The organism is Clostridium aromativorans (assembly GCF_020908015.1).
In the GTDB taxonomy this organism is placed as follows: domain Bacteria; phylum Bacillota; class Clostridia; order Clostridiales; family Clostridiaceae; genus Clostridium_B; species Clostridium_B aromativorans.
The window spans coordinates 13,775-28,917 of the sequence record NZ_JAJJPB010000011.1; the positions used below are offsets into that span (position 1 = coordinate 13,775).

Annotated in this window: 17 protein-coding genes; 15 read left to right on the forward strand and 2 right to left on the reverse strand. The window is 30.8% G+C overall.

All coding sequences use genetic code 11. The annotated features are described in order from the left end of the window. The first annotated feature begins 120 nt into the window (after positions 1-120). From LN736_RS09775 to LN736_RS09810, 8 genes are all read left to right on the forward strand, one after another. Complete coding sequence (locus tag LN736_RS09775) at positions 121-570, forward strand: MBL fold metallo-hydrolase (RefSeq protein WP_229981482.1); 450 nt, start codon at positions 121-123, stop codon at positions 568-570. A 155-nt stretch (positions 571-725) separates the two neighbouring features. Further along, positions 726-1,094, forward strand: a complete 369-nt coding sequence (locus LN736_RS09780; RefSeq protein WP_150356002.1) for a GntR family transcriptional regulator — start codon at positions 726-728, stop codon at positions 1,092-1,094. A 2-nt stretch (positions 1,095-1,096) separates the two neighbouring features. After that, entirely contained in the window at positions 1,097-1,792 is a 696-nt protein-coding gene (locus tag LN736_RS09785) for an ABC transporter ATP-binding protein (RefSeq protein ID WP_150356003.1), read from the forward strand. Continuing rightward, positions 1,792-2,616 (forward strand): hypothetical protein, encoded by an 825-nt coding sequence (locus LN736_RS09790; protein ID WP_229981483.1) that lies wholly within the window; start codon positions 1,792-1,794, stop codon positions 2,614-2,616. The genes LN736_RS09785 and LN736_RS09790 overlap by 1 nt, the downstream gene beginning before the upstream one ends. 95 nt (positions 2,617-2,711) lie before the next feature. Next, positions 2,712-2,978 carry a hypothetical protein gene (locus LN736_RS09795; protein WP_150356005.1) on the forward strand — a complete coding sequence of 89 codons (267 nt, stop codon included), beginning with the start codon at positions 2,712-2,714 and terminating at the stop codon, positions 2,976-2,978. A 169-nt stretch (positions 2,979-3,147) separates the two neighbouring features. Beyond that, positions 3,148-3,855 carry a response regulator transcription factor gene (locus LN736_RS09800; RefSeq protein ID WP_150356006.1) on the forward strand — a complete coding sequence of 236 codons (708 nt, stop codon included), beginning with the start codon at positions 3,148-3,150 and terminating at the stop codon, positions 3,853-3,855. Next, a complete protein-coding gene (locus LN736_RS09805) occupies positions 3,824-5,356 on the forward strand; it encodes a HAMP domain-containing sensor histidine kinase (RefSeq protein ID WP_150356007.1) in 1,533 nt (510 codons plus the stop codon). Before LN736_RS09800 ends, LN736_RS09805 begins: the two co-directional genes overlap by 32 nt. A gap of 141 nt (positions 5,357-5,497) precedes the next feature. Next, positions 5,498-7,390 carry an LTA synthase family protein gene (locus tag LN736_RS09810; protein WP_179977606.1) on the forward strand — a complete coding sequence of 631 codons (1,893 nt, stop codon included), beginning with the start codon at positions 5,498-5,500 and terminating at the stop codon, positions 7,388-7,390. Between the two features lie 84 nt (positions 7,391-7,474). On the opposite strand, the gene LN736_RS09815 is transcribed toward LN736_RS09810, so the two are convergent. After that, positions 7,475-8,308 (reverse strand): methyl-accepting chemotaxis protein, encoded by an 834-nt coding sequence (locus tag LN736_RS09815; protein WP_179977605.1) that lies wholly within the window; start codon positions 8,306-8,308, stop codon positions 7,475-7,477. 395 nt (positions 8,309-8,703) lie between these two features. Between LN736_RS09815 and LN736_RS09820 the strand changes: the two genes are divergently transcribed. The 5 genes from LN736_RS09820 (at position 8,704) to LN736_RS09840 (ending at position 11,079) form a co-directional block, all read left to right on the forward strand. Further along, complete coding sequence (locus LN736_RS09820; protein WP_150359089.1) at positions 8,704-9,192, forward strand: metal-dependent transcriptional regulator; 489 nt, start codon at positions 8,704-8,706, stop codon at positions 9,190-9,192. 83 nt (positions 9,193-9,275) lie between these two features. Beyond that, on the forward strand, positions 9,276-9,545 hold the full coding sequence (locus tag LN736_RS09825) for a hypothetical protein (protein ID WP_150359011.1): 270 nt from the start codon (positions 9,276-9,278) through the stop codon (positions 9,543-9,545). Between the two features lie 75 nt (positions 9,546-9,620). After that, a complete protein-coding gene (locus LN736_RS09830; RefSeq protein ID WP_150359012.1) occupies positions 9,621-10,115 on the forward strand; it encodes a MogA/MoaB family molybdenum cofactor biosynthesis protein in 495 nt (164 codons plus the stop codon). Between the two features lie 18 nt (positions 10,116-10,133). Continuing rightward, the gene (moaC, locus tag LN736_RS09835) at positions 10,134-10,610 is read left to right on the forward strand and encodes a cyclic pyranopterin monophosphate synthase MoaC (protein ID WP_150359013.1); all 477 of its coding nucleotides are present in this window, start codon (positions 10,134-10,136) and stop codon (positions 10,608-10,610) included. Between the two features lie 31 nt (positions 10,611-10,641). Continuing rightward, complete coding sequence (locus tag LN736_RS09840; RefSeq protein ID WP_150359014.1) at positions 10,642-11,079, forward strand: MOSC domain-containing protein; 438 nt, start codon at positions 10,642-10,644, stop codon at positions 11,077-11,079. Between the two features lie 74 nt (positions 11,080-11,153). Here LN736_RS09840 and LN736_RS09845 read toward each other — a convergent pair whose 3' ends face one another. Continuing rightward, positions 11,154-12,173: an AI-2E family transporter gene (locus LN736_RS09845; RefSeq protein ID WP_150359015.1), complete on the reverse strand. Its 1,020-nt coding sequence runs from the start codon at positions 12,171-12,173 to the stop codon at positions 11,154-11,156. Positions 12,174-12,409: 236 nt separating this feature from the next. Between LN736_RS09845 and LN736_RS09850 the strand changes: the two genes are divergently transcribed. Both LN736_RS09850 and LN736_RS09855 read left to right on the forward strand, forming a co-directional pair. Continuing rightward, positions 12,410-13,222: an ABC transporter substrate-binding protein gene (locus tag LN736_RS09850; protein WP_150358260.1), complete on the forward strand. Its 813-nt coding sequence runs from the start codon at positions 12,410-12,412 to the stop codon at positions 13,220-13,222. Positions 13,223-13,333: 111 nt separating this feature from the next. Continuing rightward, positions 13,334-15,100, forward strand: a complete 1,767-nt coding sequence (locus tag LN736_RS09855) for a sigma-54 interaction domain-containing protein (protein ID WP_150358261.1) — start codon at positions 13,334-13,336, stop codon at positions 15,098-15,100. Positions 15,101-15,143 lie beyond the last annotated feature (43 nt).

Sequence of the window (15,143 nt, forward strand, 5' to 3'; positions counted from 1 at the left end):
TTTTTTTTGACAGCTGCATTTGAACTATAGATGTATAAATTAATAGAAGGAGGATATGCTACAGTAAGAATATATTTTATTGTTTAAAAAAGATATGGTGGAATTAGGAGGGAATATATATTGTTTAAATTGGGGAAGACACAAAAGCTGACAGGAAATATATATGTAGTGAGAACATTGATTTCTAATTTCTTTATATATTCTGATTGTGAAACTACTATATGCTTTAATGCAGGTTTTATGCCCTCTGTTATAGATAGAGAACTGAAAAAAATAGATATTCACCCCCAATCAGTTTGTGGAATATTTTTAACTTATCCCAATTTTTATCATATGGGAGGAATTAAATTATTTAAGAATGCGGATATTTATTTTTCAGCGGATATATCCATAGAGAAATCGAAGAAAATATGTTTTCATATTGAAAATACTGAAAGTTTAAATTATGAAAGGCTTAAAGATGGAGATGAAGTCAATATAGGCAAGATAAAAATAAAATCCGTTATATTTCCAGGGCATAAAAGAGGAGTTATTTCTTACATAGTCAACGATAGCATTTTGTTTGTATAGAATTTGTTAAAAAAATTATATTTATTTAAGAGAAACAAAATAGGCAATTTATGGACAAACAGTGCATATAATAGATGTATATTGACATTATCATAAGCTTAGTGTACTATTATAATAGTACACTAAGCTTGATAACTTGATGTGGAGGTGAGAGGATGGATAGCGAATTTGATCCCAATATACCCATATATGTTCAGATAATGAATATTGTAAAGAAAAAAATAGTAAATGAGGAATTAAAACCCGAGGATAAATTATTTTCTGTAAGGGAGATGTCTGTAAAACTTAAAGTCAATCCCAATACTATTCAGAGGGCTTATCAGGAATTGGAAAGGCAGGGTATTGCTTATAAGCAAAGAGGTATGGGTACTTTTGTAAGTGGAGACATTTCTATTATAAAAAAGTTAAAAAAAGAAATGGCTCAGGATATATTGTGTAATTTTATAAGAGGTATGAAAGAGCTGGGCTTTTCGTCAAAAGAAATAGTTGAAGTAGTAAGAGAAAATATACAGGAGGATGTTTAAAAATGGAAACAATACTAAAATGTACTGATCTAAAGAAATACTATTTCAGGAAAATTGCTTTAAATGGACTCAATTTGGAAATTAAAAGAGGGAGAATAATGGGACTTCTAGGACCAAATGGAAGTGGGAAGACCACTTTTTTAAAAATAGTGGCAGGAATACTAAGGCCGAGTTCTGGAGAAATATTTATAAACGGAAACAAGCCAGGAAGAAAAACGAAGGCTCAGGTTTCATATCTGCCTGACAGGGATTATCTTTATAAATGGATGAGAATAAGTGATGCCATAGACTTTTTTAAAGATATGTATGATGATTTTGACGAAGGAAAAGCAAAAGAGCTGCTGGAGTTCATGGATCTAAATGAGGACAGCAAAGTCAAAGAACTGTCCAAGGGCATGAGTGAAAAGCTCTATCTCACTTTGGTGCTTTCAAGAAAATCACAGCTTTATGTTCTGGACGAACCTTTAGGAGGAGTGGATCCCACTACTAGAGAAAAAATATTGGATGCAATACTCAAAAATTATACAGAGGACAGCTCCATACTTATAACTACACATTTGGTAAGTGATATTGAAAGATTGTTTGACGATGTGGCCTTTATATCTGAGGGCAAGATAATATTATTTGGAAATGCAGAAGAACTCAGGTCAGAAAAGAAAATGTCCATAGATGAAATATACAGGGAGGTATTCAAGTAATGTTTAAATTTGTAAAATATGATCTTCAGGGATGTTTTAAGGATTTTATAATAATGATCTGCACTATAATAATTTTGAATATACTGCTGTTTACAAGAATAAATACTTGGACGTGGGAACCACAGCTTATAGTTTTTTTGAATCTTGCCATAAACTTTGCAGCGGGTATAGTAGTTATAATATGGAATATAAGGCTGTTCAGCAGGGATATATATGAAGACACTGCCTATCTTGTCTTTACTACGCCTAAAAGCGGCGTGAATATATTGATGAACAAGATCATTACAGCTATCCTTCAGTGCCTGATAATATCATTTTTTTCATTGGCATTTACGGCTATTTTGATTCAAATATTAAAGCTGACCCCGGGATTTGCACTTTATACGGGAATATCTTTCAGTCAGATTTTTAGTGCTGTAACTCTGCAATTTATAGTATATTCCATATTGATATTAGTTATAGTGTATATTTCATTTTTACTCACTGTATATTTATCTCTTGCATTGGGCAGGGTTGCCATTAAAAACAGAAAACTGGGTAAAATAGGCACATTCGGCATATTTATAGTACTGTGCATTATACAGGCCAAAATAGAAAATCTTTTTTCAAGTGTATTTCCCCAGGGTTTTATGCTGAGGATATTTAACTTTGATAATGGAGAACCATTGATAAAAAGTACAGTAAATACTTTTGCTAATCCAAGTAATATTTTTTCCTCAGGAGTGGTAAATCTGAATGTAGCTGAGACTGCTGTATCATTGATCTTCATTGCGGCCATGTTCTATGCCACAGCTTATCTTATAGAAAATAAATTGGATTTATAGTCCAAATTATTAATAATAATTTAAATTTTATAAATATTTGAAGGATTTATGTAAAAGGGGGAGAATATAAAATATAGAGAGGGGTTGGTTATATTATGGGAAAAGTACATGTTTCAAAATCACAGCTAATAAAAGATAAAACCGATAAAATTGAAAAAATATTTGGTGATTTAAAAGAAGATTCCAGCTTAGAGGGATTTATAGGAATGTTTAAGCAGAATTATCCTGAAGATTGGAATAGGATAGTGAAACGTTATGATGAACATAAAAAACTGAGGAAAAAAGGGAAGAATTATCCTATGCCTGAACCCAAAAAATATCTTGAAAATATCTACAATAGCTATATTGATAAAAAAAATTGATGGATTGGAATATTGGAAAAGAAGTTGCCTCAAAATAAATCTTGAGGTATTCTTTTTTATATAATATAAAAATTTCTGTACAAATTATTTTATTTCCTATATTATATTAATGTAAATGGATAAAATGATTTGTATTTTTAAAATAATATATTTAGGGGATATATATAAGATGAATAGAACTATTTTGATGGTGGACGATGAACAGAGGATGAGAGTTCTCATAGAGGCATATTTGAAAAGAGAGGGATTGAATGTCATTTTGGCGGAAAATGGCCGGGATGCGCTTGAAAAATTTAAGAAAAACCAGGTGGATTTGGTAGTACTTGATATAATGATGCCTGTAATGGATGGATGGGCAGCCTGTAAGGAGCTTAGAAAAATTTCAAATGTTCCAATAATTATGCTTACTGCTAGAGCTGAAGATGAAGATCAACTTTTGGGATTTCAATTGGGTACAGACAGTTATGTTACCAAACCTATAAGTCCTAAAATTTTAGTAGCTAAGGTAAAGGCGCTTTTAAAAAGAGTTTACGATGAAGATGACAGCGTGAGAGAAAATATTTATGGCGGTATTTTTATAAATGAGGAAGGACATGAAGTAAAAGTAGATGGGGAAACCGTATATCTTTCACCAAAAGAGTTTGAACTGCTGTGCTATTTAATAAAAAATAAGAACATAGTCTTGAGCAGGGAAAAAATTTTAGATTCTATATGGGGATTGGACTACTATGGAGATCTTAGGACAGTAGATACTCATGTTAAAAGATTGAGAGAAAAATTAGGAGTAAAGTCCTATTTAATAACTACAGTCAGGGGAATTGGTTATAAATTTGAGGTAAAAAATAATGAAGATAAAAAACATTTTCTGGGAAAATAGATTTATATTAAAGATAAGAAAAAATATAACCTGGAAATTATTTATAATAACCACTTTGGTGTTTATAATTTTTATAAGCAGCACTCTGATTTTTCAATCGTTATTTTTTGGAAAATTCTATATAAATAGGAAGGAAAAAAGTTTACAGAATGAGACACAAAAATTTAAAGCAGTTTATAATAGGGCAAAGGATGAAGATGAAGTAATAGATATTATAAGAAGTTTTGAAGAAGATAATAATGCTAAATTGGTTATAATGGATAAATATGATAAAATAAAATTTATAACAAAATTGAACAATGAAAATTATGATGCGGTTAGAATAAAGATAATAGATGATATTATAGTAAAATGGGCAGAAAATTCTAACCTTTTAAATGAGATGAAAAAATACAATAAAGCTGTAACTGTAATTACTGATAGAGAAATCTATGGGAGAAAAAATATCCTCACGGCTGTTCCAGACAATAAAAAGGAAGAGATAATATTTGCAGTGACTTCACTTCAGCCGGTGGATGAAGCATCTTCCGTAATAAAAGAATTTTATATATATTTTTATATAGGTGCAGTAGTATTAATACTCATGCTCTCTCTTATATATACAAATATGGTATCAAAGCCTCTGGTTAAGTTAAATGATACTGCAAAGAAGATGGCGTCACTTGATTTTTCGGAAAAATGTGATATTAAAAATGAAGACGAAATAGGAAATTTAGCAAATACTATGAACTTTTTATCTGATAACTTAGATAAAGCTTTAACTTCACTTAAAAAGGCCAATGAAAAATTGGAAAAAGACATAGAAAGGGAGAGGAGAATAGAAAAAGTTAGAAAAGAATTTGTGGCTTCCGTATCTCATGAACTTAAAACTCCAATAAATTTAATAGAGGGATATGCGGAGGGGTTAAAGGATAATATATTTAAAGCAGATGAAAAGGACTATTACATTGATGTCATAATAGATGAAAGCAACAAGATGGCAAATCTGGTAGCAGATATGCTCAATTTATCTCACCTTGAATCCGGTACGATTAAATTGGATAAGGAGATATTTTTTATGGATGAACTCATAATTTCTGCATCCAGAAAATTTTTAAAGATTATAAAAGATAAAAATATAAGAGTCGATTTTAAAATGCTGAAGAATGTTAAGGTGTATGCTGACTGGAATAAAATGGAACAGGTTATGGTCAATTTTACTACCAATGCTATAAAAAATACAGAAGAGAGTGGAAATATAAACTTTTCCATGACAGAAAGTGGAAATGAGGTTATTATATCTGTAGAAAATACTGGAAAGAATATACCAGAAGAAGATATGGATAAGATATGGAACAATTTTTATAAAATAGATAAGTCCAGAAACAGGGAATTAGGCGGTACTGGCATTGGTCTTGCCATAGTTAAAAATATATTGGAATTGCACGGTTACAAATATGGTGTAAGAAATACAGATAAAGGGGTTATATTTTATTTTGTTATGCATAAAATACATGAATAAGAAGCTTTTATTAATAATAGATTATGAATTTGTTAACAGAATGTTAAAAAACCTGTCATTTAAGTGTCACGTAAATGATATAAAATATAATCTAAGATCTAACTTATATTTAAAGTGATTGCTTAGAAGAGAGGAAATAAAATGAGGTTTATACATGTTAAAAACAGAAGAATGTTTGATGGATTATTTAATTTATTGGCTAATAATATAGATGTTATTTTATTTTTTAGCATAGTTTATGTAAAACTTATCTCCTATGAAAAGAGCATATCTTCAGGCTATATGGACAAGTCTGTGATTTTCCCAATAGCTGCATCAATATTGATATTAATAAGTTTTTCATTTCTTTTTAAAGAAAAAAATAGGACTAGTTTTTTATACATAGTCGATATTGTGTTAAGTGCAATACTTGTGGCAGATTTGATGTATTATAGATATTTCAAGGATATAACCACAGTGGCTGCTATAAGGAATGCTAAATTATTACAGGGAGTGTCATCAAGTGTAGGCAGTGTGGCTAGTGCAAAAGACCTTTATTATTTTTTGGACTTGTTTATTTTACTTCCTTTAGGAAGAATTTATAAAAAGAGGAGAAAAAATTCGAAGCCTCTACCTAAAAGAATATTGAGCTTTTTAATAATATTTGCATTGGGAATTGGAATAAATGCCGGTGTTTTTTACAGGGTTTCTAAAGAACAGCCTACACTGCTTACAGCTATGAGCAATAGAATATATTTAACCAATATGATAGGAAATATAGATTTTCATTTGGTAGATTCTTATAATTATATAAACAATGCTGTAAAAAATTCAAAAGACTTGCCTGAGGAAAGGGTAAAAGATATCAAAGCATTTTTACAGAAAAACAATAGTTCTACGGAGGAAAGTAATTTTAAGGGCATAGGAGAGGGAAAAAACCTGATAGTGATTCAGGTAGAAGCACTGCAGGGTTTTGTGATAAATCAAAAGGTAAATGGTCAGGAAATTACCCCAAATTTGAATAAATGGGTAAATAAATGCATGTATTTTGACAATTACTATTATCAGGTTGCAGGAGGAAATACATCAGATGCAGAGCTTATGTCCAACAATTCACTTTACCCAGCACAGTCCGGGGCTGCCTATTATACTTACAGTGGTAACAAATATGATTCCCTGGCAGCTGCACTGAAGGATAAAAATTATTATACTGCAGCTTTACATGGTAATAGTGAGGGATTTTGGAACAGAAATGTTATGTATAAAGCTCAGAGTTTTGACGATTTCTTTGGGGAACATAGTTTTAATGTAGATGAAAAAATAGGATTAGGGTTAAGCGATAAATCCTTTTTAAATCAATCACTGGAAAAAATGAAGAATTTCAAACAGCCCTATTATTCTTTTTTAGTCACATTAACGAGCCATTTCCCCTATGAAGCAGTAGATAAATATGGAGATTTTAATGTGGGCGAATATGAGGGAACATTTATTGGAAAATATTTAAAAGCCATACACTATACAGATGCACAACTTGGGAAATTTTTAGATAATCTTGAGAAAGATGGGATAATGCAAAACTCTATTATAGCCTTGTATGGAGATCATTTTGCCATTCCCAAAGACAATGCCCAGCAGCTTTTTAAATTTGAAAATGAAAGCAGCAGCGATGATTATACCTGGTTTAAATATCAAAAAGTACCTTTATTGCTTCATTTTCCAAATGATGAGTATGCAGGGGTAAACCATAGGTATACCTGCCAGATGGATTTATACCCTACACTGGCTAATATGTATAATTTACCCAAAAATTATATGTTTGGTAAAGACATGCTAAACGGAAACAGCCAGAAAGTTATTTTTAGAAATGGTTCTTTCATAGATGGACAAAACTTATATGTATCCTGGTCAAACACTTACTATGATTTGAAATCTGGGACTAAAGTAAATGAGACAGAAAAACTGAAGAAGGAAAAGGACGAGTATACAAAAGAACTGCAGTATTCGGATGATCTGCAGAATCATAATCTGATAAGTGAGTTCAGCCAAAAAAAATGAAAAGGGTATTGCAGTAAGTAAAAAAATAAACCACATCATAGTTAATTTTTCTATGATGTGGTATTTTATCTGCTATATTCCGTTTTAATAATTGTTGGCGATATCTTTTAATATTTGAGAACTGGCTGAGAGTTCTTGTAAAATGGCATTTATGTCTTCAAATTTTGAAACTTCATCGTTGAAGGTACCGTTTATACTATTCATATTTTTGTATATATCCGATATGGAATATTGAATCTTTTTTAAAATCTCGTCAATTTCTTTTAGAGAATCTGAACTGGAAGAGGATAGCTTTCTAATTTCATGGGCTACTACATCAAATCCCTTACCATATTCCCCAGCCCGGGCAGCTTCTATAGAAGCATTTAGGCCAAGTAAATTAGTTTGATTGGCTATATTTTTTACAAACGCCAATATTTCATCTGTTTCACTGGATTGATTTTTTGTATCTTCAATGCTGCTCTTTATGCTGCTGTTAGTTTTTGCCATAGCTTGTATATCTATTGACATGCTGTTGGTAGATTCACTGATTTTAGATAATGCATCTGAAAGAGATTGTGATAAATTAGATATTTTATAACTTCTGCTTAAATCTTTTACTATTGCGGCAGATCCTACTACTATACCCTTATCATCTATAACTGGAATGGACGTGGATTCAACTTCTTTCCCGAAAATTTTTTCTGGAATTCGTTCTGTGGCAATTTTTTTGGATTTCATTGCAGTGTAATCAGAACCTGAATTTGTTATTTTATCGCCAGGTTTTACATTTAAATTGAATTTTTCATTTCCAAATATATATGTATATTTTTCAGTGTCAGAAGTGGATATCAAGATGTCCTCTTTGAAAAAATTTTGTAAAAAAGGAGCTATGGAGGTAAATGCCTCTGATTGCTTAGTAGTAAAAAAAGTTTCCATTTGATTGTATTCCCCCTAGATATAAAGTTAGATCGTCTTGTAATTATGATTATATCATATTATATAGATATGAAGATAATATTTTAGTAAAACTGTATTAATTAGTATATGTAAAAAATTTAAAGCATATTATTTATAAATAGTACATATATAATTTTTTATTTTAATGGACATATTTTATTTATGAATTATTTAGCCGGCTGTAGTGGGGAGGAGTTTCATTTTTGAAACTGAAAAATCAGTTATGTTGATAGAAAATATATTACAGATCATTTTTGTTATATTTATATGTATTATACCTTTGAGTTTATTAATTCTGGTGTGGTGTGATGTAAGAGAATTTATTGAAGAAATACGGAATATTCATAAAAAATAGCAATTTGTAGGAGAATAATATGACAGATGGAGATTTTTTTACTTTTAGTGAATATATGAAAAAGGAATATGATGTTTTGACAGCATCTATGGAAGATTATCTTGAAATGACTTATAGATTAGCTTATAAAGAAGGTTTTACAAGGATTCATGAACTGGCAAAGGCCTTGAATGTGCAGCCTCCTTCGGCTACAAAGATGATTCAGAAACTTGCTGAGTTAAAATTTATAAAATATGAGAAATATGGTATAATAATTCTCACAGAAGAGGGCAAGAATATGGGACAGTATTTGCTGAACAGGCATAATATTGTGGAAAGTTTTTTAAAAGTTATTGGCATATCGGAAAATGTATTAGAACAAACAGAAAAAGTGGAGCATACCATAAACAATCAAACTATAATGCATTTAAAGGATTTTATAGACTTTGTGCATACAAGACCTGATGTAATTGAAGATTTTATAACCTTTAGAAATAAAAGAGCTATCTTAAATAAGAATTCTAAATGAAAGATACAATACTTTATTAAAACTTATTTTATGATATAATCAATTTATAATAATAATTATAAAGGTATAAAGGGATGAGTAATATGGATTTTATATTTAAAAATTTTTCTTTGGTTTGCAAGGTTTTGTTGGCATTAGCTGCTGTATTTATATTCATAAGGATAATACCTTTAGTTGTGATAACTGGTGTTGCTGTATTTGCTTTCTTTAATGTGAAGAAATATTTTAAAAATAGAAAAATAGATAAATTCAGGCATAAAAACGTAAATAATATAAGAAAAAAGGAAGATATACCTTTTGACATCTCACGTGAGAAAATTGTAGATGTGGATTATGATGAAATTAAAAAATAGCCAATAATAAATAAGAGAATGTTATGATTTTAAGGATTAGCTGGGAAAGGAGCTGAAAACCTTTTAGGTTATACTATGATAGAAACTGCTGTAATTACAATAAGTGATAAGGGGTCACAGGGGAAGAGAATCGATAAAACTGGACCTGAAATAAAAAATATTTTGGATAAGTCTAAATACAACATTGTATATTACAAAATAATACCTGATGAAATTGAGGATATAGAAAGTGAATTGTGTTATGTTTGTGATGAGCTGAAAGTAAATTTAGTACTTACAAATGGTGGGACAGGCTTTTCACCTAGAGATGTTACTCCAGAGGCTACTTTAAAAGTTATAGAAAAAAATGTGCCGGGAGTAGCAGAGGCTATGAGAATGAAATCTATGGAGATAACTCCAAAGGCCATGCTTTCCAGATCAGTGTGCGGCATAAGAAAAAGTACATTGATTGTAAATCTGCCTGGAAGCCCTAAGGGGGCAGCGGAGAATCTTCAATTCATATTGCCTGCACTACCCCATGGTATTGACATATTGATGGGCTGGGATTCTGAATGTGGTGAGAGAAAATGAAGAAAGGGAGAATAGCTTATGGAGTTGACACATATAAATAAACAGGGTAGAGCGAGAATGGTAGATGTAAGCGAAAAGGAAAATACAAAAAGATATGCGGTAGCTATAGCTTCCGTATATATGAAAAAAGAGACATTATCCATTGTAGCAGAGGGAAAGGCAAAAAAAGGTGATGTTTTATCGGTAGCCCAGGTGGCAGGGATTATGGCCGCAAAGAATACTGCCAATATAATTCCAATGTGTCATTCTTTAAATATAACAGGGTGTGACATAAAATTTACACTGGATTTTGAAAAGTCCAAAATTGACATAGAGGCTTCTGCAAAAATTTCTGGAAAAACGGGAGTTGAAATGGAAGCATTGGTGGCAGCCAGTACAGCAGCTCTTACCGTATATGACATGTGTAAGGCTGTGGACAGGGGAATGGTAATATCGGATATAATGCTTGTTGAAAAAAGTGGAGGTAAGTCTGGTCTATTTAAAAGAAAACTTTAAATATGTTCTGTAGGAGATGAAGAAAGAAACTATGGCAAAGGTTGTTTCGGTAAACATAAGTGAAAAAAAAGGAGAAATAAAAAAACCTATAGGTAAGGGATTATTCAGGCAAAATAATGGATTGGAAAATGACGCTCATGCTGGAAATTGGCATAGACAGGTAAGTCTACTTGGAAAAGAGAGCATTGATAAGATGAAATCCCTCGGAGTGAAAGGTTTATCCAGTGGAAAATTTGCAGAAAACCTTACTACGGAAGGTATCGTTTTATATGAACTTCCAGTGGGAACTGTACTCAAAGTAGGGGAAGTGCTTTTGGAGATTACACAGATTGGAAAAGAATGTCACAGTGGATGTGCCATACGTAAACAGGTGGGGGATTGTATCATGCCCAGAGAAGGTGTGTTCGCCAAAGTAGTTAAAGATGGATGGATAGGTGAGGGAGATCCTATAGATTTAGTTAAAAAGTAAATGAGTAAAAAAGATGGATTTTTCCAGAAATTATTTTTCGGAAAAATCCATCTTTATTTTATATATGGAAATTGCTATTCGTCAGTTTTTACACCTAGAAGATTCAATATGAAAATAAACAGGGGTATACCTATGAGAAGACCCCATATACCCATAAGGTGTTCAGAAACTATCAGCACTATAAAGGTAAAAAATATAGGAAGCTGTACTTTAGAAGACATCAGTTTAGGATTCAAGATATAGCTTTCAATAGCATGAATTATTGCAATCATGATCAATACATATACCACTTTAGTAAAGCCGCCTATGCTAAAGGCAATAATACACAATGGAATAAGGGATATTATCACTCCGGCTATTGGTATTAAGCTCAATATGAATATCATAAAGCCAATAGTTACCAGCTGAGGAAAATTCAATATGGAAAGCATTATTATAGATACAATGGTATTGAAAAAGGCTATTAAGATCTGAGCCTGAATTACCTTACCAAAAGTATTTAAAAAATTTTCCCCAAAGAAACATAGATATTCATATAATCCAGATATCTTACTGTGTTTGAATTTTTTTAAGAAGGAAATAATTTTATGTTTTTCCAGCATAAAAAATAAACTGAGCATTATGGAAATAAAAGTGTTAAGACTCCATTTTCCTATATTTGCAGCAAGCTGTATAGATATATTGAATCCTGATTTCAAATAACTTTTTATATCTATTTCACTTAGCATGTTTATTAAATAGCCTTGGACCGTATTTGAATAAGATTTCGAATTTATTTGAAAATCTGATATATTATTTATTATATATTTTGTCTGATTTATAAGCTGTGGAACTAATTTTACAACAATTAATACTATGGATACAAATAAGAGTGTATATAAAATTACAGTAATAAATTTCTCTTTTGCTACAGTTACTTTATGGACCTTTCTTAATATCAGATTTTGAAGGCTGTTCATTATATAGGAAAATAAGAAAGTAAGTAAGAATATGTCAAACACGGATTTAGACCAATAGAAAAAGAGAAGTATAGCAATAAAAAAAAGTATTCTTTTTATGGAATCTTTTGAAAAAAAATCTTTTAGGGAACTCATATCATATCTCCTTGGTATATATTATATAGTATGTATAAAGCATATAATGTATTAATAATAACCTTTTAAAGGAATATTGTCTATATAATATTATAAAAATTATCCTATGGAAATTTCAAGTGATATTTAATAAAAAATTATGGTGAATTAAAAAATATAAAAAGGTTTTGAAATTTATTATTGCATATTTATAATATATAATGTATAATTATAAAAAAGTAATTGGGGGGAAAAGCATGAGAAAAATAGGTATAATAATATTAAGTGTAATTATGGTGTTCGCACTTTTTACAGGCTGTGGCTCAAACAGTAAATCTAGTAATAATGAAACAGATAATTCACTTCAGAGAGTGAAAGATTCTGGTAAACTTTCTATAGGATTAGATGATTCCTATCCACCTATGGAATTTAGAAATGATAAAAATGAATTGGAAGGATTCGATATAGATTTGGGGAAAGAACTTGCTAAAAAGTTGGGAGTAAAATATAATCCTGTAGTTACAGATTTTAATGGAATAATTTTAGCATTGCAATCCGGAAAATTTGATGCCATATTAGCTACATTGAGTATAACCGATGAGAGAAAAAAGAATATAGATTTTGTAGGACCATATATCAATGGAGGACAGATAATAGTAGTTAAATCCGGAAACAAATCCATGAGCACTAAAGAGGATTTGAAAGGTAAAGTAGTTGGAGTTCAGCTTGGAAGCACGGGAGAGCAGGCAGCAGGGAAAATAGAAGGTATTAAAGAAATTAAGAAATATGACAAGATAACGGAAGCTTTTCATGAAGTCAATATAGGCAGAGTTGATGCTCTCATATGTGATTCTGAGGTAGGTGAATACTATGTGGCAAAGGACAAGGTAAATTACACTGTACTTAAAGATAAACTTACTAAAGAGCCCGTTGGAATAGGTGTAAAAAAGAAAGATAAAAAATTACAAGAGGCTTTAAATAAAGCACTGGATGATCTTAAAAAAGATGGTACATTATCTAAGCTCTCCATAAAGTGGTTTGGACACGATATATATAAAGAGAGTAATTGATATTTAAAGAAGGATAAAAGCTACAGATGCACTTTTATCCTTCTTTAATATGTTATAAAATAAAAGAAATAGGATAGGCAATGTTAAATTTGAAAAGGAGGGAAACTCTCTGTGATAGAACAAATAAAAAATGATTTGCAGGATATAGCGGAAACTATCAAGGCAGTAATAGACATTGATATCACTATTATGGATAGAAGGCTTTTGAGAGTGGCAGGTACTGGAAGACTCAAAAAAAAGATTGGATTGAGTGCACCTAAAAATTCCGTGTTCGAAAAATGTTTAAAAAGTGGAAAATCATATTTTATTGAAAATCCAGGAGGTTGTACTGAATGTATAATTTGTGAAACAAAGACTCAGTGTGATGAAAAGGCAGAAGTATGTTTCCCAATAATCATAGATGGTAGGGCAGAAGGTATTATAGCCATGATAATATTTGATGAAGATAAAAAGGAAATGTTTTTAAAAAAAAGGGATAGCTATAAAAATTTTGATAGGAGGATGGGAGAACTTATTTCTTTTAGGATAAAGGAAAAAAATATGCATCATAAATTGGAGTATAAATCTACCGAACTTTTAACTATAATAGATTCTGTAAATGAGGGAATTATAACTATAGACAGTAATAATAGAATATTGAATTTAAATAGATATATAAAAGAAAAATTTAAGTTAAAAGAAACCTATCTTATAAATAAGGATGTAAGTAGAATTATACCGGAAAAAATAGTAAATAAATTCCAACCCAATAATTATTATATAGAGGAAGAAACTGTAACTGTGGATTTTAATAAATCGAGATTTAATTTTTTATTATCTGTGAGACCCATAAATTTTGATAAAGGGATATATGGTGCAGTAATAACTTTTAAGGATTTTAACAAATTGCAGCAGTCTGTATTTAAGATGGACGGAAAGAATTCCATGTTTAGATTTAAGGATATAATAGGAAGCAGCGATGTTTTTGTCCAGGTTAAAGATCAAGTAAAGCAAGTGGCCAAAAAGGATATGCCTGTTTTACTTCTGGGTGAAAGTGGCACTGGAAAAGAATTGTTTGCAAGGGCTATACACTATGAGAGTTATAGAAAAAATGAGGTGTTTATGCCCATAAATTGTGGTGCTATACCTGAAACGTTGATGGAAAGTGAATTATTTGGATATGAAAAAGGAGCTTTTACCGGTGCAAGTAACAGCGGAAAGATGGGTAAATTTGAGATAGCGAAAGATGGAACTATATTTTTAGATGAGATAGGAGATTTGCCCCTTCACATGCAGGTGAAGCTTCTGAGGGCGTTAGAGGAAAAAGAGATTGTGCGAATAGGCGGCATAAGCACTATAAAGGTAAATCCTAGAATAATAGCGGCTACTAATAAAGATTTATACGGCATGGTTGAAAAAGGACAGTTTAGAGAAGATCTTTTTTACAGGTTGAATGTGATTCCAATAAGGATACCTGCCCTCCGGCAAAGGGGAAATGACATATTAGAGCTTTCGCAGTATTTCTTAGATAGATATAATAATATATATGATAAAAATATAAGAGATTTTTCTGAAAAAGTGAAAGAAATGTTTTTAGAATATTCCTGGCCTGGAAATGTAAGAGAGCTTCAAAATCTTATAGAATATGCTATAAATTTTGAAAAGGGAAGTATTATAACTTCTGAAACTATAAGGAGAAGGACAGGAAAATTTAATGACAGGGTTGTGGAAAATGAAAGCCTTAGGGATATGGTATTAAAATATGAGAGGGGGATTATAAATAGTTTTATAGAGAAGTATGGTTCAGATACCGATTCGAAAAAATTAATAGCTAAAAAGCTAAAAATAAGTACAGCTACTTTATACAGAAAAATAGGTGACGAGAAGTATCAAAAATGAGAATTAATTATCATTTTTGATATGTAAAGTAAATTTAAAGCAA

Bases quoted from the DNA above. Each gene is read 5' to 3' on its own strand.
- LN736_RS09825 (WP_150359011.1), top strand. From the start codon at position 9,276: ATGGATTTTATATTTAAAAATTTTTCTTTGGTTTGCAAGGTTTTGTTG.
- LN736_RS09840 (WP_150359014.1), top strand. From the start codon at position 10,642: ATGGCAAAGGTTGTTTCGGTAAACATAAGTGAAAAAAAAGGAGAAATA.
- LN736_RS09830 (WP_150359012.1), top strand. From the start codon at position 9,621: ATGATAGAAACTGCTGTAATTACAATAAGTGATAAGGGGTCACAGGGG.
- LN736_RS09805 (WP_150356007.1), top strand. From the start codon at position 3,824: ATGAAGATAAAAAACATTTTCTGGGAAAATAGATTTATATTAAAGATA.
- LN736_RS09780 (WP_150356002.1), top strand. From the start codon at position 726: ATGGATAGCGAATTTGATCCCAATATACCCATATATGTTCAGATAATG.
- moaC (WP_150359013.1), top strand. From the start codon at position 10,134: ATGGAGTTGACACATATAAATAAACAGGGTAGAGCGAGAATGGTAGAT.
- LN736_RS09790 (WP_229981483.1), top strand. From the start codon at position 1,792: ATGTTTAAATTTGTAAAATATGATCTTCAGGGATGTTTTAAGGATTTT.
- LN736_RS09815 (WP_179977605.1), bottom strand. From the start codon at position 8,308: ATGGAAACTTTTTTTACTACTAAGCAATCAGAGGCATTTACCTCCATA.
- LN736_RS09810 (WP_179977606.1), top strand. From the start codon at position 5,498: ATGAGGTTTATACATGTTAAAAACAGAAGAATGTTTGATGGATTATTT.
- LN736_RS09785 (WP_150356003.1), top strand. From the start codon at position 1,097: ATGGAAACAATACTAAAATGTACTGATCTAAAGAAATACTATTTCAGG.
- LN736_RS09795 (WP_150356005.1), top strand. From the start codon at position 2,712: ATGGGAAAAGTACATGTTTCAAAATCACAGCTAATAAAAGATAAAACC.
- LN736_RS09800 (WP_150356006.1), top strand. From the start codon at position 3,148: ATGAATAGAACTATTTTGATGGTGGACGATGAACAGAGGATGAGAGTT.
- LN736_RS09850 (WP_150358260.1), top strand. From the start codon at position 12,410: ATGAGAAAAATAGGTATAATAATATTAAGTGTAATTATGGTGTTCGCA.
- LN736_RS09845 (WP_150359015.1), bottom strand. From the start codon at position 12,173: ATGAGTTCCCTAAAAGATTTTTTTTCAAAAGATTCCATAAAAAGAATA.
- LN736_RS09820 (WP_150359089.1), top strand. From the start codon at position 8,704: ATGACAGATGGAGATTTTTTTACTTTTAGTGAATATATGAAAAAGGAA.